At 64.6% G+C, this 24,556-nt stretch carries 13 protein-coding genes; 9 read left to right on the plus strand and 4 right to left on the minus strand.

From position 1 onward, the window contains the following. The first annotated feature begins 9 nt into the window (after positions 1 to 9). Entirely contained in the window at positions 10 to 2,184 is a 2,175-nt protein-coding gene (locus GEMMAAP_RS07590) for a TonB-dependent receptor (protein ID WP_158514770.1), read from the plus strand. Between the two features lie 124 nt (positions 2,185 to 2,308). Here GEMMAAP_RS07590 and GEMMAAP_RS07595 read toward each other — a convergent pair whose 3' ends face one another. The 3 genes from GEMMAAP_RS07595 to glgP form a co-directional block, all read right to left on the minus strand. Beyond that, positions 2,309 to 4,114, minus strand: a complete 1,806-nt coding sequence (locus GEMMAAP_RS07595) for a DUF3536 domain-containing protein (protein WP_053334391.1) — start codon at positions 4,112 to 4,114, stop codon at positions 2,309 to 2,311. Further along, a complete protein-coding gene (locus GEMMAAP_RS07600) occupies positions 4,111 to 5,625 on the minus strand; it encodes a glycogen synthase (protein WP_158514771.1) in 1,515 nt (504 codons plus the stop codon). Before GEMMAAP_RS07600 ends, GEMMAAP_RS07595 begins: the two co-directional genes overlap by 4 nt. 112 nt (positions 5,626 to 5,737) lie before the next feature. After that, complete coding sequence (glgP, locus tag GEMMAAP_RS07605; protein WP_043581367.1) at positions 5,738 to 7,912, minus strand: alpha-glucan family phosphorylase; 2,175 nt, start codon at positions 7,910 to 7,912, stop codon at positions 5,738 to 5,740. Between the two features lie 165 nt (positions 7,913 to 8,077). Between glgP and thrA the strand changes: the two genes are divergently transcribed. The 8 genes from thrA to GEMMAAP_RS07645 all read left to right on the plus strand — a co-directional run bounded on the left by thrA (position 8,078) and on the right by GEMMAAP_RS07645 (position 23,557). Next, on the plus strand, positions 8,078 to 10,618 hold the full coding sequence (gene thrA, locus GEMMAAP_RS07610; protein WP_026850483.1) for a bifunctional aspartate kinase/homoserine dehydrogenase I: 2,541 nt from the start codon (positions 8,078 to 8,080) through the stop codon (positions 10,616 to 10,618). A 2-nt stretch (positions 10,619 to 10,620) separates the two neighbouring features. Further along, positions 10,621 to 11,973 (plus strand): threonine synthase, encoded by a 1,353-nt coding sequence (thrC, locus tag GEMMAAP_RS07615; RefSeq protein WP_026850484.1) that lies wholly within the window; start codon positions 10,621 to 10,623, stop codon positions 11,971 to 11,973. Continuing rightward, complete coding sequence (locus GEMMAAP_RS07620; RefSeq protein WP_026850485.1) at positions 11,970 to 12,707, plus strand: SDR family NAD(P)-dependent oxidoreductase; 738 nt, start codon at positions 11,970 to 11,972, stop codon at positions 12,705 to 12,707. The genes thrC and GEMMAAP_RS07620 overlap by 4 nt, the downstream gene beginning before the upstream one ends. 156 nt (positions 12,708 to 12,863) lie before the next feature. Further along, complete coding sequence (locus GEMMAAP_RS07625) at positions 12,864 to 14,132, plus strand: DUF4403 family protein (RefSeq protein ID WP_026850486.1); 1,269 nt, start codon at positions 12,864 to 12,866, stop codon at positions 14,130 to 14,132. Then, entirely contained in the window at positions 14,120 to 15,064 is a 945-nt protein-coding gene (locus tag GEMMAAP_RS07630) for a M28 family peptidase (RefSeq protein ID WP_082821154.1), read from the plus strand. Before GEMMAAP_RS07625 ends, GEMMAAP_RS07630 begins: the two co-directional genes overlap by 13 nt. A gap of 72 nt (positions 15,065 to 15,136) precedes the next feature. Further along, positions 15,137 to 18,436 carry a S41 family peptidase gene (locus GEMMAAP_RS07635; RefSeq protein WP_026850488.1) on the plus strand — a complete coding sequence of 1,100 codons (3,300 nt, stop codon included), beginning with the start codon at positions 15,137 to 15,139 and terminating at the stop codon, positions 18,434 to 18,436. A 589-nt stretch (positions 18,437 to 19,025) separates the two neighbouring features. Further along, complete coding sequence (locus tag GEMMAAP_RS07640) at positions 19,026 to 21,314, plus strand: protein kinase domain-containing protein (RefSeq protein ID WP_158514772.1); 2,289 nt, start codon at positions 19,026 to 19,028, stop codon at positions 21,312 to 21,314. Positions 21,315 to 21,346: 32 nt separating this feature from the next. Further along, positions 21,347 to 23,557: a S9 family peptidase gene (locus tag GEMMAAP_RS07645; protein WP_082821156.1), complete on the plus strand. Its 2,211-nt coding sequence runs from the start codon at positions 21,347 to 21,349 to the stop codon at positions 23,555 to 23,557. A 313-nt stretch (positions 23,558 to 23,870) separates the two neighbouring features. Here the strand turns inward: GEMMAAP_RS07645 and GEMMAAP_RS07650 are convergent, their stop codons facing one another. Next, positions 23,871 to 24,533 (minus strand): hypothetical protein, encoded by a 663-nt coding sequence (locus tag GEMMAAP_RS07650; RefSeq protein ID WP_026850491.1) that lies wholly within the window; start codon positions 24,531 to 24,533, stop codon positions 23,871 to 23,873. Positions 24,534 to 24,556 lie beyond the last annotated feature (23 nt).

Raw genomic sequence — 24,556 nt, forward strand, 5'->3', positions numbered from 1 at the left:
GTGTTTCCGGTGCTCTTTCGCTGCGCGCAATACGCCCTGCTGACGTGCCTGCTCCTGCTGGTACCGACTGGTGTGCCAGTCCTGGCGCAGGCAGGTACCGGTGCAGTGCAGGGCGTGGTGCTGTCGCGCGGTGATGGAGCGGCCGTTACCTCTGCGGAAGTGCGGCGAGTGGGGAGTACGATGCGGGTCCGCACCGACGACCAGGGGCGGTTCGTCATCACTGCTCGTGTTGGCGATACGTTGCATGTGCGCGTGCTGGGCTTTCGCGAACGTCGGGTGCCGGTGGTGAACACGGACGCCGGCAGCATCCTGCGCGTGATGCTCGAGCCATTGGCCACGGTCCTGCCGGTGTTCACCACCACGATGGGGCAGCGCGTCATTCGCGCCAGCGATTCGCCGCGTAGCGTCACGGTGCTCGACCGCAAAGAGATCGATGCCGTTGCTGCCGTCTCGGCCAATCAACTGTTACGGCAGTTGCCGGGGTTGCAGGAACTCCCCGCACCGCCCAGCAAGACGAGCATTTCCATCCGCGGCTTTGACGACTCGCGCGTGCTCGTGCTGGTGGATGGCGAGCCGGTGGCGGGGTCGCTCATTGAAAGCCGCGACATTGGGCGTTTGAGCACCATTGCCACCGAGCGTATCGAGGTGACCAAGGGCCCAAGCAGTGTGGAGTTTGGCAGTGATGCGCTGGGCGGCGTGATCAACATTGTGCAGGCCGCGCCCACCAAGGCGCTTACGGTAGATGGACTGCTGCGACAGGGCGGTCTTGGTCGTGAAGAAGCCACGCTGGGCATGAGCCAGACCGTGGGACGCGTGGGCTATCGCCTGAATGGCGGCTGGCGGCAGTCGGATCGTGTCACCGGCTACAATGCCGCGGGTTCCACGTTCAACCGCATTTTCGATCTGCGCAGCGACGTGCGCGTAGCGCTCTCCGAGCGCTGGACGGCGCGTCTTGATGTACAGGGATCGCAGGAACGTCAGCGCTTCCCGCTTGATGCGAACTTCAACGGCTTCATTGATAATCGCGGGGCACAGGGCTTTGCCGAAGTGCAGGGGCCGGCCATGGGTGGACGGCTGCGTGCGCGCGCGTTTCAGCAGCGCTTTGTGTATCAGTACCGGCAGTCGCGGGAGCTCCTGCCCATTCGCGGGTCGGCCGATTCGCTGGAGCAGCAGGAACGCCAGGGGCGGTATCTGCTCGCGTACTCCAAGGCGGCGGGCCAGCATGTATTTGATGCCGGCGTGCAGCATTCACGTCGCACGCTCATTGCCCCCACCAAGGTGGATGGTGACAGCGCCAAGGAAAACATTACCGAGGTATTCGCTCGCGATAGCTGGACCGTGGGGCCGGTGCTTCTCACCGCGGGCGCGCGTCACACCTCCAGTACCCTGTGGGGCAGCAGCACCAACCCATCGGTAGGGTTGGCGTGGCAAACCACCTCGGCGTTGCGGTTACGTGGCAATGTGGCGCGCGGCTTTCGTGCTCCCGGGTTCAAGGAAATTCGGTACACATTCTTCAATCCCGCCGGTGGGTACGAGATCATTGGCAACGCCGAATTGCGCCCGGAGAGTTCGGTGAGCGGCAGTGTTGGCGGCACCTGGGCGCCGTCCACGAGTGCATCGCTCGATGTGGAATTGTATCGCAACGACGTGAAGGACCTGGTAGACTGGAGCTTCCGTGGCAACAACGCGGCGGGTTTTCAGCAGTACGCCAATGTGAATGTGGCCGAAGCGCGTACCCAGGGCCTTGAAACCAACGCGCGCATTCTGGTGCTGGGCACCGAACTTACGGCCGGCTACGACTTTCTGCGCGCGCGAAACCTGCTCACGGGTTTGCCACTCACGCGGCGGGCGTCGCATACAGCGCGGCTGCGGGTATCCCGCAGCTTCAACCTGTTGCGTGGTCTGTTGGGCGATCTCTCGGTGCGCTACACCGGCGGCGCGCCGCTCATAGGCATCCCCAGCGGTGCTCCCATTACAGGGCCGTTCTCCACGGAGCAGGGTGTGGTAGGGCAGCAGGGAGCGCTGCTCTCAATGGACGCGCAGTGGCGGCTTCAGCTCACGTCGCGCGCCGAGCTCTCGTTGGGCGGCAACAACCTGCTCGGACAGCGTCCGGCGTTGTGGACGCCGGCGTTTGATCGGCAACTGTTTGTAGGGCTGCACGTGCGGTGGAGCGGGTCGGAGTAGTTTCCGCGGACGTGGTACTGAGGTTCGGGGCTGGCAACGGCTACCGGGACAACATCATGCAGTAGCTCATGCAGTTGTCGCGCCCAACGGGTGCCTAGCTGTTGCGGTAAACCCGGGCCGACCGTTACACCGGCGCCAGCAACGCGCTGTCCTCAGCCCGTGATTGGGTCAGTAACGCACGCGCAGCCGTCTCCGGGAATTCGTGCGGACGTACCTCTTCCCACGCGCCATCGCCGTGCGCCGTGTTGTGCAGTCGCACGACGAGTGCCGTGCTGTCGCCGGCTACGGTGCCTGTGAAGCCAGCGGTGGTCCCGGTACGTCTATGCGTTACCCGCACCTGCCACAACGATGCATCACCACTCGTCTCCACATCGAACGTCGCCAACCGGCTGACCGGTGTGCCCGTCGCTGCACAGGCCATGGCCGCCGCCGCCACGCACAGCGCCTGATCACGGTGGGGCAGTGCTTCGCGCACAAACACGTCGCTCGCACTGGAGGCTCCCGGAATTCCGCTGGTGGCGGCCGACAGCCACTGCACGAAATCGGGCGTCATACGAGCTGCCGCCCCACCCAGCTCAAGACACCGCGCCGCGTAGCGCAGCACCTGTCGCACTTCAATGCGATCCACCTCGTCGAAGAACCACGCACACGAGGTGAACAACCGCAACGTGGCGCGCTGCAACTCCAGCAGCTCCCGCGCGCGCTGCAGCTGCTGGTCATTGCTCCCTTCGCGCAGCTGCGCCCGCGCAAACGTCGCCAGTGCCTCTCCGTCCCGCGCCACCACATCACCGTAGGCATCACGCACCTCCCACGGGTCGTCGCGGAAGAGTGCCGATCCTTCCCGCTCGTACACCTCGTTGGCATGGGCGGCCAGCCGCTCCAGAGCGTGGCGCAACGGCCCTCGCCACTGCTGCAACAACGGCTTGCTGCCATCAAGCCGGCATCCACAATTGCTGCGCCACCGCTCCACGCCATGCGCACAGCTCCACGCCGAGGGCGACACCAAACGAATTTCCTCGGTTGGTGGATGCTGGGCGACCAGCGCCGCGGCGTTCGTGATGCGGGTGCCCGGGACGTGGGCAATCAAGGCCAGCGCTTCAAGCAGCGTGGAGTCGCCCGCCTTGTGATGATGCCCAAACGTTTCGCCGTCCGTCGCCAGGGTCGTACAGCGCGGCGACGTCAGCATGGCGTCACGATACGGCGTGAACCGGTGCGCCAGCGCTTCCGCATTGCGCAGCAATCCCCCAAACGCCACATCACCCGCCAGCGATCCGTCGTACGGCACAATCGTGAGCGTTCGCCCCGATGCGCCACGCCAGCGCACCGGCATGCCGCTGCCGTTGTGCCCCTGTACCTGATACGGCGCGAGGATGGTGAACTGCACGCCTTCCGCCGCAACCGCATCGAGGGTGTCTTCGTCGGCCGCACACTCGGGGAGCCAGATCCCTTCGGCATCACGTCCGAATCGCCGACGGAAATCGCGCAACCCCCAGCGAATTTCGGTGCGCCGTTCACGGGGCGACGCCAACGGCAGGATCACGTGATGGTATGGTGCCGCAATGGCATTGCCATGTCCCCACCGCTTCACACTCGCGGCGTCGCCTTGCTGCATGGCCCGCAGCGTGTCCGGTGCTTCGTTGTCCAGCCACTCGCACAGCGTGGCCCCCACATCAAACGAGCACCACGCGTACAGATTCACCACGCGTGAAATGCCCGCGCGTGCATCCGGATCGCGGGCCGCGGCGCGCGCATCTCGACGGAACGCCTCGGCCTTCGCCAGACGCGCGTAGCACTCGCGGTTGATGCGCGTATTCCAGTCGTGCTCCGGAGCCGCCGACGGTTCCGTCTGTACGACTTCCAGCCACGGATCTTCGCGTGGTGGCTGGTAGAGGTGCTGGTGCACAATGAGCGAATGGGGCTGATGACTCATGTACGCTTCCGGGCAATGTCCGTGGCACGCCGATAGACCTCGGCATATCGCTCCGCCGATCGCTCCCAGCCGAAATCACGACGCATGGCGGTTTTCATGCGCGGCTCCCAGGCCGCCGGATCATGGAACCGCGCCAGCGCTCGCGAGATGGCGTGGTCGAGCGCGCCGGCGTTGAATGCATCAAAGAGAAACCCCGTGGCGTCGTCTTCCACTGTATCGGCAATGCCGCCCACGCGACGACCAATCGGCAACGCGCCGTAGCGCTGCGCTCGCAGCTGCGTAAGCCCACACGGTTCGTACTGCGAAGGCATGAGGAACAGATCGGCGCCCGCCATGAGCCGATGTTCCAGACGATCGGTAAAGTCGAACTGCACCCCCACATTTCGCGGACGTCGGCGGGCCAGTTCACCGAGGGCGCGTTCGTAGCGCGCTTCGCCAGCCCCCAGAAAAACAAACTGCGCGTCGAGATTCCACACGAGATGCGACGCCAGAATGAGATCGAGCCCCTTCTGCGTCACCATGCGCCCCGTGAAGCCAAAGAGCGGCGTGCGGCGACGCTGTGGCAAACCGAACGACCGTTGCAATGCCGCTTTGCAGCGCGCCTTATTGGACGGATCGTCGTCACTGTAGTGGGCCGTGATCTGATCGTCGGTGCTCGGGTCCCAGAGCGTCTGATCAATGCCGTTGATGATGCCGGTAAAGCGATTGCCGAGCCACTGAAACACTTCCTGCAACCCGAAGCCACCATCGGGGGTGCGCAGTTCGGTGGCATGATTGGGACTGACCGTCACCACCATGTCGGCGTGCGTGAGTCCCGCCTTGAGGAAGTTGATGAGGCCATACCACTCTACGTGCCGGAAGGTGAACAGCTCCGGCGGGATGCCGCAGTCGTTGAGCAGCGAGGCCGAGAAGTGGCCCTGATAGCCGCCGTTGTGCACCGTCAGCACCGTGGGCGTGGTGGCAAAGCGTTCGCGCAAATCGGCGTAGCTCCGCATGTACATCAGCGCGAGCGAGGTGTGCCAGTCGTGCGCGTGCACCAGAACCGGGCCCGCTATCAGGCGCGGAATGGCGTCCAGCACGGCGCGGGAGAAGAGGGCAAAGCGGCGCGCATTGTCGGTGTAGTCGCGTCCCCCTTCGCCGTAGAGCCCGCCACGCGAGAAGGCCGACGGGATGTCCACGAACACCACCTTGGGCCCTTTGGGGGCGTGCACTTCCCGGAAGAAGCGCACCTCTTCCGTGCGGAAGCCGAGGCTGACCGGAATGGGGCGGCCCAAGGGGGCCAGATCAGGGGCGTGGTCGCGCACCGTGCGGTAGAGCGGGAGAAACACCACCACATTGGCCCCGCCCTTTACCTGCACATTGGCCAGCCCCATGACCGCTTCAGCTAATCCGCCCGAACGAGCGAAGGGGCTGTATTCGGCCGTGAGATGCACGATGGTTGGCGCACCGGTCCGCGGCGCACGAACGAGGGGCGAGCCCCAACTGGGGGTGGGCATCGATGGGGATGTCATACGTTCAATTCTAACGTCGGGGAACAAGAATCCCGCGCGGTGTCTCGGAAGCACCGGGACACCGCGCGGGATGGTCATGAGGCTGCAGGCACGGAATATCCGGATCCGGCACTCACGCGAGTGGCGGATCGTCCGGCAAGGAGTCGCCGAGAATGGAGGGGGCGTAGTACGCACGAGCGTACTGCTCCACCATGCGACGGGCCGTAAACTGCTGGCCCCCCACCCGGATGGCATGCTTCATCATGGTGAGCCAACGACGCGGCAGTTCGCTCTTGTCGCGATCGTAATAGCGGGGTACCACTTCCTGCTCGAGCAACTCGTACAGACGATTGGCCGTGTTCAGGCCGGCGTCGTCATCCACTTCCGGCTCAATGGCCCACCCGTTGTTGCCTTCGTAGCCTTCTTCCCACCAGCCGTCGATTGTGGAGAGCTGCGGCACGCCGTTGAGGGCGGCCTTCATACCGCTGGTGCCCGACGCTTCGAGGGGCACACGCGGCATGTTCATCCACAGGTCCACACCCTGCACCAGCAAGTGCGCGAGGTGCATGCCGTAGTCTTCCACGAAGGCAACTCGCCCCTCGAACTGCGGATCACGCGTGAACTGATAGACGTTCTGCAGGATCTGCTTGCCCGGCGTGTCCGCCGGGTGCGCCTTGCCGGCAAAGACGATCTGTACCGGGCGCTGCGTGTTGGTCACGAGACGCTTGAGGCGCTCGACATCACGGAAGATGAGGTTGGCGCGCTTGTACGTGGCGAAGCGGCGCGCGAAACCAATGGTGAGCGTATTGGGGTCGAGCAACGTCCCCGCACCCACCAGCTGCGTGGTCTCCATTTCGCGGGCAGCAAAAGCGCGTCGCGCCTCTTCGCGTACCATGCGCATGAAGGTGTTCTTGAGACGCTGGTGCGTGTACCACAGGGTCTCGTCGTCGAGCGTGAGCACCTGTTCCCACAACGCCGGGTCACTGCTGTGACCCCACCCCGGTCCGAGGTGCTCGTCGAGCATCTTCATGATGGGGTTGGACATCCACGTCGCGAGGTGCACGCCGTTGGTGACATGCCCCACCGGAATCGACTCGGCCGGGCGATTGGGCCACAGCGACCGGCTCATCTCGCGGGTGACGATCCCGTGGCGGCGCGACACCGCGTTCACGCGACGCGACAGACGCACCGACGCGGCGGTCATGTGGTACACCCCCGAGCCAGACTCCGGATGATACCCGATGCGCAGAAACGCCTCGGCATCAATGCCCATTTCCTGCCAGTAGCCGTTGGCGCACTGCCGCACTTCGTCGACGGAGAAGTGGTCGTGGCCGGCCGGTACCGGTGTGTGGGTGGTGAAGACGCTGCAGTTACGCACCTGCTTCACCGCATCGGCGTATGACAGTCCGTTGGCGACCAGTTCGCGGGTACGCTCCACCATCATGAACGCCGCGTGTCCTTCGTTGGCATGCCAGGCGGCCGGATCAATACCCAGCGCGCGGAGCGCCCGCACACCGCCTACGCCCAGCAACCATTCCTGACGCAGCCGCATGGCCGGTCCGCCGGAATAGAGCTTGGAGAGCAGAGGACGGTCTTCGGGGTGATTCTCCTCGAGATCGGAATCGAGCAGGTACACCGGCACGCGCCCCACCTGCATCTTCCAGACACGAATGTGAATGTCGCGTCCGAAGGTGTTCACCGTGACGAGGTGGCGGGCACCGTTGCGCCCCGGCAACGGCACCAGCGGCACGCCGTCAAACTCAATGCGGGCGTCGCTGTCTTCCTGCCAGCCATCCACCCGGATGCGCTGATCGAAGTAGCCGTTGCGGTAGAGAATACCTACCGCCACCAGAGGAATGCCCAGATCGGAGGCCGTCTTGAGATGGTCACCGGCCAGCACGCCGAGTCCACCCGAGTAGATGGGCACCGAGTTGTGAATACCGAACTCGGCGCAGAAGTACGCCACTGTGCGGCCCCGGAGTTCGGGGAAGGTGCGGGCGTACCACGTGTGCTCGTCCGAACGCTCCGAGGCGAGCCACTGCATGGCGCGGTCGTAACGCGCACAGAAGACCGGGTCGGTGGCCAGTGTGTCCAGGCGCCCGGGCTCGACGAGCTGCAGCAGGCGAATGGGATTGTGGCGGGTGCGATTCCAGAGGCTTTCGTCGATGGCCTTGAAAAGCGACCGGGCATCACGATTCCAGCTCCAGGCGAGGTTCTGGGCCAGGTGCGCCAGACCAGCCAGGCGTCCGGGGAGGGCCGGGGGGGTCTGGATGAAGGGGATCTGGGGCGCGTCGGCGAGTAATGTCATGAGAAGGGAGCAGTTTTGTTTCTGAAACAGCCTGATCTGAGTTTAGCACCGGTACACAGGAAAGGTATGCCCGTGTACGCGGGTGTGGACAGGGAAAGCGGGCGGGGCTAGTGTCGAATGGTCCCGGTCCGTCCCGCCGAGACACGACTCGCCACTGACTCTTCAATGCCTGCTCGCGCCACCAAATCCTCCCGCCCGGTCAAGAAATCGGCGGTTGACGTCTTCAAGTTTGGCGGGGCGTCGCTGGCCGACGCGTCCGCCGTCCGTCACGCCATTGGCATTATTCTTTCGCCTCGCCCTTCTAGAACTGTTACAGTGGTGTCGGCGTTGGCGGGTGTCACCGATGCGCTGCTGGCCATTGCCGAATGGGCGCGGGTGGGAGACACCAAGGCCGTCGATGTCGCCGTGGACCGGCTCCGCGCCCGGCACCGGGCTGTTGCCGAGGGGATTCTGACCACCCAGCGGGCACGTAAAGCTTTGGTCAAGGAGTTGGATACCGCGTTTGACGAGCTACGCACCCTGGCCCACGGGGTGGCCACCTTGCGCGAACTCACCCCCCGCACGCGCGACTATCTCGTGGCCCGCGGGGAGCAGCTCTCGGCCCAGCTGGTGGTAGCCGGGCTGCTTGGGCGCGGTGCCAAGGCGCAGTATGTGGAGGCTGCCGAACTCATCCGTACGGATGGTGTGTTTGGCAACGCCTTTCCCGATCTGGCGGCGACCGACCGCGTGGTGCGGGAGCGGCTCACGCCGCTGCTCCGACGCAAGGTCTTGCCCGTCATTCCCGGCTTCGTGGGGGGCGGGGCGGAGGGCGCATTGGTGACGCTTGGCCGCGGCGGGAGTGATCTCACCGCCACGGTGCTGGGGCGGTCGCTCAAGGCGCAGCGCATCACGTTGTGGAAGGATGTCCCGGGGCTCATGACCACTGACCCGCGCCTCGTGCCCAGCGCCCGCATTGTGCCGCAACTCAATGTGCGGGAAGCTGCGGAGCTGGCGTATTACGGCGCCAAGGTGCTGCACCCGCGGGCGCTCATTCCGCTGGCGCACATTTCGGTCCCGGTGTTCGTGCGTCCCTTTGCCGACCCCGGCGCCCCCGGTACCGAGATCTCCACGCGTCACACGTTGCAACGGTATCCGGTGAAGGCGCTGAGCATCGTGCGTGGGCAAGCGCTGGTCACGGTCACGGGCAACGGCATGCTTGGTGTGCCAGGAATTGCGGCGCGTACGTTTGCGGCGCTGCAGCAGGCCGGCATCAGTGTCACGCTCATCACGCAGGCGTCGTCGGAGCATTCCATCTCGCTGTGCGTGCCGGCCGAACGCAGTGCCCACGCCCGCGCCGCGCTGGAACAGACGTTCGCCCTTGAGCTGTCGCGTCGAGAGCTGGAAGGGATGGACGTGAAGACGGGCATGGCCACCCTTGCCGTGGTCGGGCTGGGTATGGCCGGATCGCCCGGCATTGCGTCACGCATGTTCACGGCACTCTCCCAATCTGGAGTGAACATCGTGGCCATTGCGCAGGGGTCGAGTGAGCTCAACATCTCCGTGGTCATTGCCGAACGGGATGCGGAAGCGGCCGCGCGCTCGGTGCACGATGAATTTCAGCTGGACAAGATCGGTGGCGGCGGTGTACGCAGCGACGATCGACTTGATGTGGTGCTACTGGGCGTCGGACAGATTGGTCGTGAGTTGCTGCGCATCCTGCCGCGCACCCGACGTCGCGTGAAGCCCACCATTGTGGGGTTGATCGATCGCAGCGGCTATTTGTTTGATCCGGAAGGATTGTCGCCCAAGCAATTACTGGCCGCGGTGGCGCACAAGGAATCCGGTGCGGCGCTGACGTCCATGCCCAACGCTATCCGCGCGAGTGCGCCCGAGGCCGTGGCACAGATTGCCCGTCACGCCCTCTCGAGACCGGTGCTGGTGGATCTCACCGCCGACGAAACGCTCCCTGCCATTCGCAAAGCCCTCGCGGCCGACTGGGACATCGTGCTGGCCAACAAGAAGCCGCTGTCGGCACCGCGTGGCGAAGTGCAGGCGCTGCAGGCGCTGGCCAAGCAGCATGGCGCCCGCATCCTGCACGAGACGACGGTGGGCGCTGGGCTCCCCGTCATGGATAGCTACGCCAAGCTGGTGGAAACCGGTGACAAGGTGTTGCGCGTGGAAGGGTGCACCAGTGGCACGTTGGGGTTTCTGCTCACCGAAATCGGCAAGGGGCGTCCGTTCAGCGAAGCACTCGGCGATGCCATGCGTCTGGGCTACACGGAGCCCGACCCACGCGATGATCTGTCAGGGATGGATGTTGCCCGGAAGGCGCTCATTCTCGCGCGCCTCATTGGCTTTACGGGTGACCTGACCGATGTGACGGTGGAGTCGCTGGTTCCTGAAGCCTTTCGCAGCATGCCGGTGGCGAAGTTCAAGAGCACGCTCACGCAGCAGGACAAGATGTGGGCCGACCGTCAGGGCACGGCCACACGACAGGGACGCGTCCTGCGCTATGTGCTTCGTGCGACGCCCACCGCCGTGAAGGTGGGGCTGCAAGCCGTACCGCCCTCGCATCCGCTGGCCGGATTGCGCGGCACCGACAATCAGATTGTGTTTACGACCATGCGTTATCGTGAGCATCCGCTGGTCATCACCGGGCCGGGCGCCGGTCCGGCGGTCACCGCAGCCGGTGTGCTCAACGACATTCTTCAGCTCACGCCTGCCTGATCATGGCTGTCAACGACACGATCTTTCTGAGCGCACACGAGGCCCCGGGGCAACACAGTGTGCAGCGGTGCGACGACTGTGGGCAGGATCTGCATGAGCGCGATGCCAGCCCCGCTTGTCCGCAGTGCGGGGGGCTGCTGGCCATCATTCATCGGGCGCCGCTCGACATCATGGGGGCGCCGCTCGAACCCAAGGCCATTCACCACACGTTCGCGCAGCATTGCTGCGCCATGCCGATGGGGCATCCATCGGGGGTGTGGCGGTTTGAATCGCTCGTCATGCCCACCGCCGGCGAGGCGATCACCAGTCATCCCGAAGGCAACACCCCGCTCATGACGCGGCGCGTGGTCTCAGAGTGGGCCGGGTGCGACGGGCTGCTGCTCAAGCACGAGGGCTACAACCCCACCGGATCCTTCAAAGACCGCGGGATGACGGTGGGCACCACGCAGGCCGTGCGCACGGGTGCCACCGCCGTAGCCTGTGCGAGCACGGGGAACACCTCGGCCTCGCTGGCCAGCTACGCCGCGCAGGCCGGCATTCCGGGGCTGGTGTTTGTGCCGGCCGGGAAGGTGGCGCTTGGCAAGATGGCGCAAACTCTCGCGTACGGGGCAAAGACGCTGTTGGTCAAAGGAGACTTTGACACCTGTCTGCGTCTGGTACAGGAAGCCTCGCGCGAATTGGGGATCTATCTGCTCAACTCCATCAACCCGTGGCGGGTGGAGGGGCAGAAAACCATCGTGTTCGAAACGCTGCAGCAGCTCGGGTGGGACGCGCCGGATTTCATTGTGCTTCCTGCGGGTAACCTCGGGAACACGGCGGCCTTTGGTAAAGCGCTGCGCGAGGCCAAGGCGCTGGGGCTCATCTCCCGTGTGCCGCGATTGGTATCGGTACAGGCTGCGGGCGCCGCGCCCTTTGCCAAGGGGTTCCGCGACCACTTTGCGCAGCGCTACACCGTGCAGGCCGAAACCATTGCGACGGCCATTCGCATTGGCGATCCGGCCAGTTGGGATCGCGCGGTGCGGGCCATTCGCGAAACCGATGGGCTGGTGCTCAGCGTGACCGACGATGAGATCATCGACGCCAAGGTGCGCATTGATGCCGCTGGTGTTGGCTGTGAGCCGGCCAGTGCCGCCAGCGTCGCCGGGGTACGGCAGCTTGTCCGCGATGGTATCATCCGGTCGGGCGACCGCGTGGTGGCCGTGCTGACCGGACATGTACTCAAGGATCCAGGGATGCTTGTGGAGTTGCATCAGGAGCGGACGGATTTTGCGCAGGCCAACCGGCCCGTGGAGATTGACGCGACCGTCAAGGCGGTCGCCGACATCATTGCTGCATCCAGAGGAGCAGAGGCATGAACGCCGTCAGTCCGCGCCGCACGCTGGTGACCGGCGCCGCCAAGCCGCTTGGGGTAGAGCTGGTCCGTCAGGCCTTGCTGCGTGGCGACAAGGTGTACGCGGCCTGTCGCAATCCGGCACGGGTGCCGGTGCTGGCCGATTTGCGCGCCGAGTTTGGAGGTCTCGAACTTCTCGCGCTCGATCCGGCCGATCCGTCCAGTGTGGCCGATGCCGTACCGGTACTGGAGAGCCTGACCGACTCACTCGATATGCTCATTCTCGGGCCCGCCGAAGCCGGGCCACACGAGACGCTGGCCAGTGCCGAACGCGACGAGCATCTGCAGTCACTCACCGGCACCGGGCTTACGGAGCACTTCCGTCGTCATGCGGTGGCGCCGCTGCTGCTCGTGCGCACGCTGCTCCCCTGGCTGGCCAAGGGTGACAAGGCCCGCGTGCTCGTGATCAGTACGTGGCTCGGGTCGCTTGCCGGAAAAACGCAGGGAGGCGATTACGCGACCTGCGCCAGTGCCGCCGCACTCAACATGCTCACGCGTACCGTGGCGCATGATTTGTCGCAAGAAGGGATCGTGGTGTGTCTGGGCAACCCCGGCAACTACGCCACCTCTCCCGACGGTCCTGCCTTCCGCGTGCCCATCGATGAAGCCGCACTGGGGCTGATCATGCAGACGGAACGCCTGCCGTTGGACCGATCCGGATCGTTTGTGGACTGGACGGGTGCAGAACGTCCGTGGTAGTCCGGTGGTAGTACGGTGATGCGTTTCCGGTGGAAGGCAATGTGGAGTGTGTGTCTGGGTGCGGTAGCGGGGTGCACCGGTAATCCGGCGCCCGCTCCGGCCCCTGTACCTGCTGGCGTTGAGGGGGGGGCTCTTGCCGCCCCACCAACGCCGGTGATGAACGCCGGGTTGGCGATTGTCCCGGTACAGGTGACCTACGTGTTGCGGGCGCTGCGCCCCACGTTGGACTCCATCTTTCCGGTGCGCGACTCCCTGTCGGCGGCGCGCTGCGCCAATGCCGCCGGACTGGTCTGCCATCAGTACGTGTATCGCCGCGACCCATTGCAGCTGCGCGGTGAGGGCAACCGTTTGTTCATCACCACCGAGCTGGCGTTTCGTGCGCGCCTCGGTGTGGTGGGAGGCGCCCGGGTGGCCAGCTGTGGATACGACCCCGAAGCGATGCGGCGCGCGTCGCTGGCCATGAGCACGGCCCTGTACTGGCGCCGCGATTGGCGTATCGGTGCGCAAGACTCCCGGCTCGCCGCCACGCTGCGTGATCCGTGTCTCGTCACCGCCTTTGGTGTAAACGCGACGCGCACGCTGCAGAACGTGGTGGACCGGCAGCTCGAGACCTTCGCCGCCGATGCCGACACGGCCATTCCCGTTGCGGCGGATTTTCGCCCCCTCGCCGATTCCCTGTGGCGGAGTTTTCTCGAGCCCACCGCGCTGGATTCACTGAACAGCCTGTGGCTGCTGCTGGAACCTGAAGCGGTGCGGGTCACGCCGTTCGTTGGCAATGGGATCAACATCACCACGACCATGGTGCTGTACGCGCGGCCGCGGGTGGTGGCCGGTAGCAAACCCGTCGTTCGTCCCCGTCCGTTACCGGCGTTGGCGCTGGGGCAGGCTCCGCGAGACTTCACCGTGCCCGTCACGGTGGAGCTTCCCTTCGCGGAAATGGCGCGCCGCGCGACGCAGCTTCTGGCCGAGGAAACGGCACAGCAATCGGTGAAGATTGATTCCGTCTTCGTGCGTGGAGCAGGGGATACCGTGCTGGTTGATCTGGCGGTGTCCGGTGCGCTCCGTGGACGGCTTGGACTCACCTCGCGTTTGCGATGGGATGCCACGGCGCGTGAACTGCGGCTTGATGATCTGGACTGGACGCTGCAGAGTCGCGGGGCGCTGTCGCGGGTGAAGACCACGTTGGCCACTCCGCTGGTCGCGCTGGCGGTACGCCGCGCCACCAGTGGCGGGCGTGTGCCGCTGGGCGCGCAGCTCGATTCGGTACGGGCCGAATTGCTCTTCAAGCTGAATGGCACGTTGGCCCCCGGCGTGGTTATGGGCAGCAGCGTGCGGGACGTGCAGATTCTGCAGGTAAGTACCACTGCCAGCGCCATCGTGGTGCGGGCGCTCCTGACCGGACAGAGTGGAGTATGGATTCAGTGAAGCGTCAACGGATGTACGCGGGCGCACTCGCCCTGCTGCTGGCGGTCGCGCCGTCGCTCCGCGCCCAATCGCGTCCGGTTGGTCAGGATAGCGTCACGTCGGTGCTCATGCGGCGATTGTCTGCGCTCGCGGCCGACAGCATGGAAGGGCGTCGGGCCGGAACGCCCGGGGGGGCGCGGGCACGTGCCTGGATTATTCGCGAGTTGCAGACCATGGGGGTACAGCCACTTGGCCCCCGTTTCGAAATGCCCTTTGCCCTGCGTATGCGCACGCCGGGTCCGGATTCGGTGGGCACCAACATCGTGGCGCGGATTCCCGGCACCGGTGGCTCGGGCAAGACACTCGTGCTCAGCGCGCATTACGATCACCTGGGCATTCGCAATGGCGAGGTGTTCAACGGCGCCGACGACGACGCCAGTGGCTGCGTGACGTTGCTCATGATTGCCGAACGCCTGCTGGTACAGCCGCCACAGCATGATGTGATTCTGGCGTTCTTCGATGCGGAGGAAGGGGGACTGCAGGGGGCGCGCGCCTTTGTCGCCACCCCGCCGTTGCCGCTGGAGCGTATTGGCGTGAACCTCAACCTCGATATGGTGGCCCGGCAGGATGGGGGGGCACTGTGGGTCTCTGGTACCGCACACTATCCATCACTGCGGCCTGTTGCCGAAGCGGCCGCCAAAGAGAGCCGCATTCCCATTCGGTTTGGTCACGATACGAAAGACCTCAAGCCCGGCGACGACTGGACCAACTCGTCGGATCATGGCGCGTTTCACGCCAAGGGTATTCCGTTTCTGTATCTCGGCGTTGAAGACCATCCGGACTATCACAAGTCGGGGGACGATGCCGACAAGGTGGATCCGACATTCTTTCGGGCGACCATGGAATTTGCCGCCGCCCTCGTGCGACGGCTCGACGACCTGCTGGGGCGCTGACTAGCGGAGACACGCCACGCGCCGCACGTTAGGAGCGATTCTCCCGGTTCGTCCCCTCGAACACCGCTCCTCATGCGCCTCGTTTGCCGCCCACTCCGTGAGGCCGCGATCGCCGCGGCTGTCCTGGTTCCGCAGCTCCTGCGCGCCCAGGCTCCCGAGCCCGTCAAGTTTGCGCGCTACGCGCACGTGGCCAACGACGGGACCATTGCGTTCACCTATCAGGACGATATCTGGCTGGCCAGCGCGGACGGGACGAATCCTCGGCGACTGACGGCCCACGTGGCGCGGGATATTATGCCGCGCTTCTCCCCGGATGGACGCTGGATTGCGTTTACGAGCAATCGATTGGGCAACAACGATGTGTATGTGGTCCCCGCCGCCGGTGGCGAACCGAGGCAGCTCACCTGGCACTCCGGTGATGATCAGGCCCTGTACTGGACCCCTGATGGCCGCGAGATCGTCTTTTCGAGCGCGCACGGGACGCATCCCTTTGGCGCGCCGCTGTATCGGGTAACGCTCGATGGGTCGGCACCGCGTGCGATGTCCATGGATATGGGTCGCGCCGGCATGATCAAGCAGGATGCTACCAAGATTGCCTTCAATCGCACGCTCCCCAGCTATTGGCGCAAGGGATATCGCGGCAACAGCAACGCCGACATTGCCGTGCAGGATCTCAAGACCGGTGAGATCACCGAGCTCACGGACACCAATGTGAAGGCCTATCAGTCGGCTGTGCACGACGTGCATCCCATGTGGGGCGCCGATGGCTTGATTTATTTCGCGTCGGAGCGTGATGGCACCTTCAACATCTGGCGGGTGGCGCCCACAGGCGGTACGCCGCAGCAGGTGACAAAGCACACGGAGGATGGCGTGCAGTTTCCGGCCATTTCTCCCGATGGCCGACGGGTGATCTACGAGAATGACTTCGAGTTGTGGACGCTCGATGTTCCGAACGGAACCCCAAAGAAGCTCGCCATTCAGATGGCGTTCGATCCGAAGGAGAACGACATCGAGCTGATGACGACCACCAACCGGGCGGACGGATTCTCCCCCTCGCCGAACGGCGACTACCTCGCGGTGGACTTTCATGGCGAGGTCATGATCGTGCCCACGGAACCGGGCGTGGGCGAGCGCACGCAAGTGACGAACTCTCCCTGGCGTGAGCGCTCGCAAGTGTACAGCCCAGATGGACGTCGGCTGGCGTACCTCTCCGACGAGTCGGGGGACGAAGAGATCTGGATCTACGATCTCGCCACCGCGCAGCGGCGCAAGCTCACCACGCAGGCGTCCATCAAGGCAGATCTCACCTGGGCCCCCAACTCGCAGAAGCTGGCGTATACCGGCGCCAACCACCTGTGGGAGGTGGACGTGGCCGGCGGTGCCCCGCGCGAGCTGGCCTTCAACCAGGCAGGCGGATTCACCATTGGCACCTATGCCAATGACGGGATGGCCCTGAGCTACATCAAGCGCGACGACGACCAGAACGCCGATGTCTTCGTGTTCGATGTGCGGTCGAAGAAAGCAGTGAACGTGACGCGCAATCCGTTTACTGACGGGAATGGCATGCTCACTCCCGATGGGCGTCACGTGGTGTTCACCTCCACGCGTGATGGTGGGGTGTCTCAACTGTTCGTGGTGTCACTGGCTCGCCTGACCGACGATCCCAACGATCCGCTGGTGCGCGAGCGTCAGCGCCGAGCCACGGGCGGCACGAATGGCGCCCGTGCCGATCGTAGTGACTCCTCGGCGGCCCCCGCGGCCCCCGTGTCGGCGTCCGCCGCGCCCATGCGCATCGACGACGCGGGCATTGAGCGTCGCGCCATGCAGCTCACGCGGGGGACGCTCCCGGTGGGCGCGTTCTTTCTGTCGCGCGATGGGCGGACCATCATGTTCACCGTTGGCGGTGGCGGTGGCCCCGGTGGCGGACAGAATGCCGCACCCGTTGATCCCGAGAATCCCAACGTCGGACTCTTCAGCATGGGCATCGATGGCCAGAACCGGCGGCGTATTGCCGGTGGCATCTATCCAGGTATGGTCCCCACCGCAGACCGTCGCGCCATCTACTTCCGGCGCCCCGCGCGTGCGGGAGAGGCAGGTGCCGCGCCGGGAACGGAGATTGCCAAACTGGTTATTGCCACACCGCAACGCACGGAGCCGGTTGCTTTCACCTTTGGCGTCCGGGTCGATCGGCGCGCCGAATGGAATCAACTCTTCGAAGAGTCGTGGCGCGTGATGAAGTACCGCTTCTACGACGAGAAGATGCACGGTCGCGACTGGGACGCGATCAAGGCACGCTACAAGCCGCTGCTGCGCTATGTCGGGACCAACGAAGATGTCTACGATCTTGCCAACGAAATGATTGGTGAGCTGAACGCATCACACACCGGTGTGAACGGTCCCCCGACGCGCGCCATGCCCCGCGTGTACACCACGCGCTTCCTCGGAGTTGAACTCGAACCGACGGATGCGGGTCGCTATCGCATCGGGCACATCTATCGCGACGGACCTGCCGACAAGGAGTGGTTGGGGCTTGCCACCGGCGACTATGTGCTGGCCATCAACGGGCAGGACGTGAAGTCGGGAGACAACTACTGGAAGATCCTCAGCAACACCGTGAACGAGTACATCCCGCTCACGATCGCGAAGGCTGCCAGCGGTGACGGCGCGCGAACAGTGCGCATCCAGAGTGTTACGTCGCTCACCGACATCAAGTACCAAGAGTGGGTGGAGAACAACCGCGATGCGGTGGAGAAGGACACCAAGGGCGATATCGCCTACGTCCACATTCGCTCCATGGACCAACCATCGCTGGCACGCTTCCGCAATGAGATCGATCGGTTCTCCAACAAGAAGGGGATCATTGTCGACATCCGCTTCAACGGCGGTGGGAATATCGATCAGGAAATCATCGATATTCTGGAGCGGCAACCGTACCAGTTCTGGAACCAGCGCACCGGGGCCCGTACCTGGGGCCGTCGGCCACGGCAGGCTATCGCCGGCCCGAAGGTCATGATGATCAACGCGCGCTCGGGCTCTGACAGCGAGGTCACGCCCATGGCGTTCCGGCAACTTGGACTGGGCCGGATCGTTGGCAATCCCACTGCTGCCGCCGTCATCGCCACCGGCAGCTACGCACTCATCAACGGCGGTACCATCCGGACCCCCGGCTCCCTGGTCATTACCTACGATCCCAGCAAGCCGAACAACTACGGGGTGAATCTCGAGAACCTGGGCGTACCTCCCGATGTCTGGGTGAAGAACACGCCCATGGACGAAATGCAGCGCATCGATCGGGAGCTCAAGACCGCCATCGAAGAAGCGTTGCGCATGCTCAAGGAAAGCCAGCCCCGAAAGATCACCGGCGAGAACTGAAGACCGGCTGTCATTCGGCATGCCGGCAACGACGAAGGGCCGCCCGTTCGAAAACGGGACGGCCCTTCATGATTTCCCTGCCGGCTCGAGGAGACCCTGAACCGGAAGAACCCGTGTTACCGGGCGCCGATCAGGAGATCGCGTGCCCAGGACGAGCCGGCAAAGGGACTGGAACTAGACAAATGATCACCTCCTCGAGATAGGATGAAACATCGGGCGTGAACTACCAACGATAGACCGCCGATCTTGCTACGCCGCCCTTCTGAAACAGCACTCCGGCTGGCTGCCGGGGCCGGATGGTCCGGTCGGTTACGCGGCCGCTCCTCCGCGATGCCAGACATGCTAGGGCACGGACCGCCGAAGAGCAATACCGGAAATGTCCAAATGTCACATTCCTGACCTGTCCCGTCATTTCGGAAGCTGATGGCAGGCCCTGAGTTGAGCGGTTTGTCCCTGCTCACCCTGCAAGACGGTTCCCCAGAGGGAATGCGGGGGCTGGGGTTGCCCCCGAGGTCCTCTCCTCGGCATGATTCGCTCGCATTCCTGTCTTCGAAAGTGCCGGCGCCGGTGCTCCCCCCTCGTCCACTTTGTGACCCTTCCGTCGCACGTTTCTGACCAACTCGGCAACCGCTTCGTTATCGAGCGGGAGCTTGGTCGCGGCGGTATGTCCACGGTGTATCTGGCGCAGGACCGAAAGCTCGGCCGACCGGTCGCCCTGAAGGTGCTGCGCAGCGATATCGCAGTGGAACCGGCCCGTTTTGCGCAGGAAATCCGGGTCACCGCCCAGCTGCAGCACCCGCACATTCTGCCGCTGCTCGACGCCGACGACATAGGCGGATACGCCTACTATGTCATGCCCTACGTTGAGGGCGAATCGCTCCGCGACAAGCTCAAACGTGATGGACGCATGTCGCTGCTCGACGCCGTCCGTTTAGCCAGGGAAGTGGCTGGTGCGCTCGAGCATGCGCACAAGCGCGAGATCGTCCACAGGGACATCAAGCCGGAGAACATCCTGATCTCAGCCGGCCATGCCTTGGTGGCAGATTTCGGCATTGCCCGGATTGCCTCGTCGGCGCCCACCCAGGAGCCGGGCATCACACAGGCCGGGCTGGCCGTCGGCACCCCGGCCTATATGAGTCCCGAGCAATCGCTGGGCGATGAGGTGGATGGGCGGACCGACATCTTCTCCTTAGGGTGTGTGCTGTACGAGATGCTCACCGGCCGGCTCCCCTTTGGTGGCGGGAATGCCATGGGCATGCTGTCGGCAAAAATGTCAGGCGAGGTAACGCCACTCACGCAGTGGCGCGACGACGTCCCGGAGGCGGTGGATGTCGTATTGCAGCGGATGCTGGCGCGCGATCCGGATATGAGGGTGCCGCGAGCGGCCGATGTGGCCTCCGAGCTTGAAGCTGCACTGACTGGTACCGTGCTCACGCCGCTCCCCAAACCGGTCAAGCTTCCGGCCAATGCGGTGGCCGTATTGGCGTTCGCCAGCATGAGTCCCGACACCGGTGATGAGTATCTGGCGGAGGGGATCAGCGAAGCGATCATGCACGGCTTGGCCCGTGTACCCGGGCTGCGCGTCATCGCCCGAACGTCCGCCTTCGCCCTCAAGGGGCAGGCCCTGGATGTCCGCGAGATCGGTGCGCGCCTCAAGGTGCGCCGCGTCGTGGAGGGCAGCGTGCGCCGCGCCGGACAACGGTTGCGGGTGACTGCCAAGCTGATCGACGCCGAGACGGCACACGAAGTGTGGTCGGAGCGTTTCGACCGCACGCTCGATGACGTGTTCGCCCTTGAAGATGATCTGGCAGGCGCAGTGGCAGCGCAGCTGCGGACGTTGCTCATGGCGGAAGAGGGTGAGCGCTTGCCCACGCGCCAGCCTCAGGTGGCGCCCACAACCAGCGTGGCGGCGTACGAGCAGTATCTGAAGGGGCGCTTCTGGTGGGGGCAGCGCACCAAGGCGGCCCTGGAGCGCAGTGTGGAGCATCTGCAGGATGCGCTGCGCATAGACTCCCGCTTTGCGCTGGCCTACGCCGCGCTTGCCGAGTCGTACGCCACCATGGGACTGTATGGCATGGCGGCCCCACACGAAGTGGCGCCTACCGCACGCGAGGCGGCCAATCGCGCGCTGGCCATTGATCCGCATTCGGCCGGCGCGCTGTGCGCCCGCGCCTGTATGCGGGCCTTCTTCGAATGGGACTGGGAAGCGGCCGAGCAGGACTTCAAGGCCGCCATGAGCGCCGATCCGCAGTATCCGACGGCCTACCAGTGGTATGCGAGCACGGTGCTGGTGCCGCTCGGCCGGTTCGCCGAAGCACAGCACATGCTGTCCAAGGCGCACGATCTCGATCCGCTCTCACTGTCCATTGTGGTGAGCCGAGCGGCGGCCGCGTACTACGCGCGTCTGCCCCTCGAGGCCGAACGCTATGCGCGCGAAGCACTCGCCGTCGATGACCGGTTTGCCATGGGACACTTCTTCCTGGGGCTTGCCCTCGAGCAGTCCGGAGCGTTGCCCGATGCGCAGGCTGCCCTGCAGCGCGCGGTGGATCTCTCCGGGAGTGTTGAGGCCATGGCGGCATTGGCCTCCGTGCTGGCGGCGCGCGGGGAGCGTGCCGAGGCGTTGGCGTTGACGCAGGCGCTTGAAGGGCAGGCGCGATCCGAATACGTGTCGCCGGTTTTGCTGGCGCAGATCTCGGTACGCACCGGTGATGTGCAGTCGGCGCTGTGGCATGTGCAGCGGGCCATGGAGTTGCGGGCGGCAGATCTATTGTGGGTCGGGGTTCGCCCCGTATTTGATCAGTTGCGCCGGCACCCCACCTGGACGGGACTCCTGGCCGAGCTCCGGCTTCCTGGTACGGTAGGGCCACTCAGTAGCTAGTTCCGCAGGTTCCCCCCCCACCCGCATTCCCAATGCGCTCCTCTCCTGTGTCTCTGCGCGTCGCCCTCGTGGCGATGGCGTCGCCGTTCGCCGTTGTTGCTCCCGCGTTGCTGGGTGCGCAGGCCGTCCCCCGCAGCGCGACCGGTGCAGCCGCCGTTGCACCGCTCCCCAAAGGACCGCGCGCCATGGTGCTTGGCGACTGGTATCGCGTGGTCAACGTGAGCTCGCCGGCGGTCTCCCCCGACGGTAAGCGTGTGGCGATGACCGTGACGCGTGCGGTGGAAAGCGAAAATCGTCGTCACAGTGAGGTGTGGGTCGTAAACACGGCGGGTGGTGAACCGCAGCGATGGACGGCGCCCAGTACGGAAAGCAGCACCCCGCGGTGGTCACCCGACGGCAAGTACCTGTTCTTCGCGTCAACGCGTGCCGGTGGGCGCGGCAACACGTGGGCCATCCGGTTGGACATGCCCAGTGGCGAAGCGGTGCAGGTACCGGAGTACCCCACCGGGTCCATGCCAACGGACGGTTCGTTCGCCGTGTTTACCGATGCGGCGGTTCCCGCGCCGCAGGTGCCGTCTGCCGATCCGTTCAATACCATGCCGGCCATGGCCCGTCCGCCTTTCGACGCCATTACGCGTCCGGCCGCGGCGGCCCGCTTTGATGGACGTCATGTCGTGGACATGAACTACAAGAACAACGGGACTGGCTTTGTCCCGGGACGGCGCGTGCCGCGCACGTGGCGCCCGCAGCAACTGTTCCGGCAGTCGGTGGGTGATACGAGCAAGAAGCAAATCACGTCCACCGCGTATTCGCATCGTGGCGCGGTGGTGAGCCCCGATGGCAAGTGGGTGGCGTTCATCGCTGATGCGCGCCTCCGTTCCGACAGCGTGGCGGACCTCGAGCGTGATTCGCTCGCGCGGCTGCCGTACGACAAGGTGCGTGATGAAGCCGAGCGCAACGACGCCGACATCTACGTGATTGACGCCAATGGCGGCACGCCACGAAAGGTGATCGACTGGATGGGGGCCGAATCGGCGCTGACGTGGTCTCCCGACGGCAAGTCACTGGCGTTCATCGGGCGTCCGGTGCGTACGAAGAGTGCCCGCATCTATACCGTGAGCGTAGCGGGTGGTGCACCGCGGAATCTGTTGGGTGACTGGCAGTACGAGCCGTCGGATATGGATTGGCTTTCGACGGGGGCGATTCAGTTCACGGCCGACATTGGTGGCCGTTCGGCGTTGTTGCGCGCTGACCTCACGGGCAAGACGGCGCCGAAAGAACTGGTAGGCGGTCGGCGCCAGCTGCGCGGTGCCAGCTACGATGCTGCAGGCAAGATCGTGGCGTATACCGCCACTTCCATGACCAAGCCCACGGAGTTGTTCGTCGCCAATGCTGACGGCACCGGCGAGCGCCAGCTGACGTCATTCAACAAGGATGTCAACGCCGATGTCGTGTGGAGCGATGCCGATCGCTTCACGTACAAGAGCGTGGGCAACATGGAAATTGAAGGCTGGCTCATGAAGCCGTACGGCTACGAGGCCGGCAAGAAGTACCCGATGGTGATCTACATTCACGGCGGTCCGCACTCGGCCTACGGTGAAGGCTGGTTCGACGAGTTCCAGAATCTCGCGGCACAGGGGATGTTCGTGCTCTTCACGAATCCGCGTGGATCAAGCGGCTACGGCGCCGACTTCACCTACAGCACGCGCGGCCGCTGGGGCATGGAAGACTACGACGACCTCATGAAGGCCGTGGATATTGTCGCCGCGCGTCCCGACGTGGACAGCACGCGGATGGGCGCCACGGGCGGCTCCTATGGCGGCTTCATGACCACCTGGATGGCCACCAAGACCACGCGCTTCAAGGCCATTCAGACCGATCGGACCATTACCGACTGGACCTACTGGTACGGCGCCAGCGATGCCCAGGGACTCACCGAATTTGAGTTCTACGGCAAGCCGTGGGACAATCAGGCGCTGTACGATACGCTCTCGCCCATTCGCTACGTGAACAAGGTGAAGACGCCCATGCTCATCGTGCAAAGTGAAGAAGATCACCGCACGCCCATGGGCAGCGCGGAGATCTGGTTCATGTCCCTCAAGAAGCAGGGGGTTCCGGTGGAGCTGGTGCGCTACCCGCGCAGCAATCATGATCTCAGCCGGACCGGAGAACCCTGGCTCCTCGTCGACCGCCTCGGGAGACTGCGGCAATGGTTTTCGCACTGGCTGATTGGGAAAAACTGAGAACTGAGATCGCCGATCTCCGATCTGGACGATGAGAGTGCTGCGACGATCGAAGTGCGATGGATATCGAGGGTGAGAGGCCCGATAACCACGACGATGAGAAGGCCGAGTGCTGACGTCTGCACTGGAAGTGCCCCACACCACCGCAGTTCAACCACGGTGGTGTGGGGCACGGTCGCGCGGACGAAGTGCTCGGACCTCTCAACTCGCTTTCATCGGGCCTCTCACCCTCGATATCCATCGCACTTCGATCGTCGCAACGCTCTCACCTCAACATCACGACTCGGCGGTCGGCGATCTCAGATCCCAGATCTCAGACGGCGAAGCAGTAGAAGAGGCCGTTGCCTCCCGTTGCCTGCAGATTTTTCTGGCCGCAGCCGCGTGAGGGATGTGAGAAGACCCAGCTGGTGGGGTTCACGCCGCCGCCCTGGCGATCGTGATGACCCACGGACGCGCTACCCGTTTCGCCGTTGCTCGTCCAGTTGCTGCAGGTGCTGTCACCGTCGCCCGGTTGCACCCGGCCGTCCAGCGTGGAGCCGGTGAGGATATCGTGCATGTTGGGCGTGTCGCCGCGGCCATTCACCGGCTGGCCCTTTTCCGTGAGGCTGTTGTCCTTGGACAGCTTGTTGGCGTCGCTGTGCAGATCGTCCACGCTGGTGGCGACCACTACACCCTTGGCGTTCTTCCAGGGGCCGGCGCCGATGCGATCGCGCGCATTGATGGCCGTCTTGCCGCCGGCGGCCTGTTGACTGAGGTAGGCGTGCCACGTCTTGCCGCGTACGCCAGCCGCTTCCGCCAGCTTTCCGCAATGCGCGTCGGCTCCGGCGAGCCCACCAAGATTTGCACCGTCCCCGGATCCTGCGCTCGTGATGAAGAACGACATGTCCTGCTGCGCAAAGGTGGGCAGGGCGCGCGTGGCAGGGGCTGCCGCCAATGAGGCGGCTGCGAGAACTACCGGTAGGGTAAGAGCGAACATGGAGCGTCCTCTGGAGTGAAAGG

It is taken from the genome of Gemmatimonas phototrophica, from assembly GCF_000695095.2.
Taxonomy (GTDB): Bacteria; Gemmatimonadota; Gemmatimonadetes; order Gemmatimonadales; family Gemmatimonadaceae; genus Gemmatimonas; species Gemmatimonas phototrophica.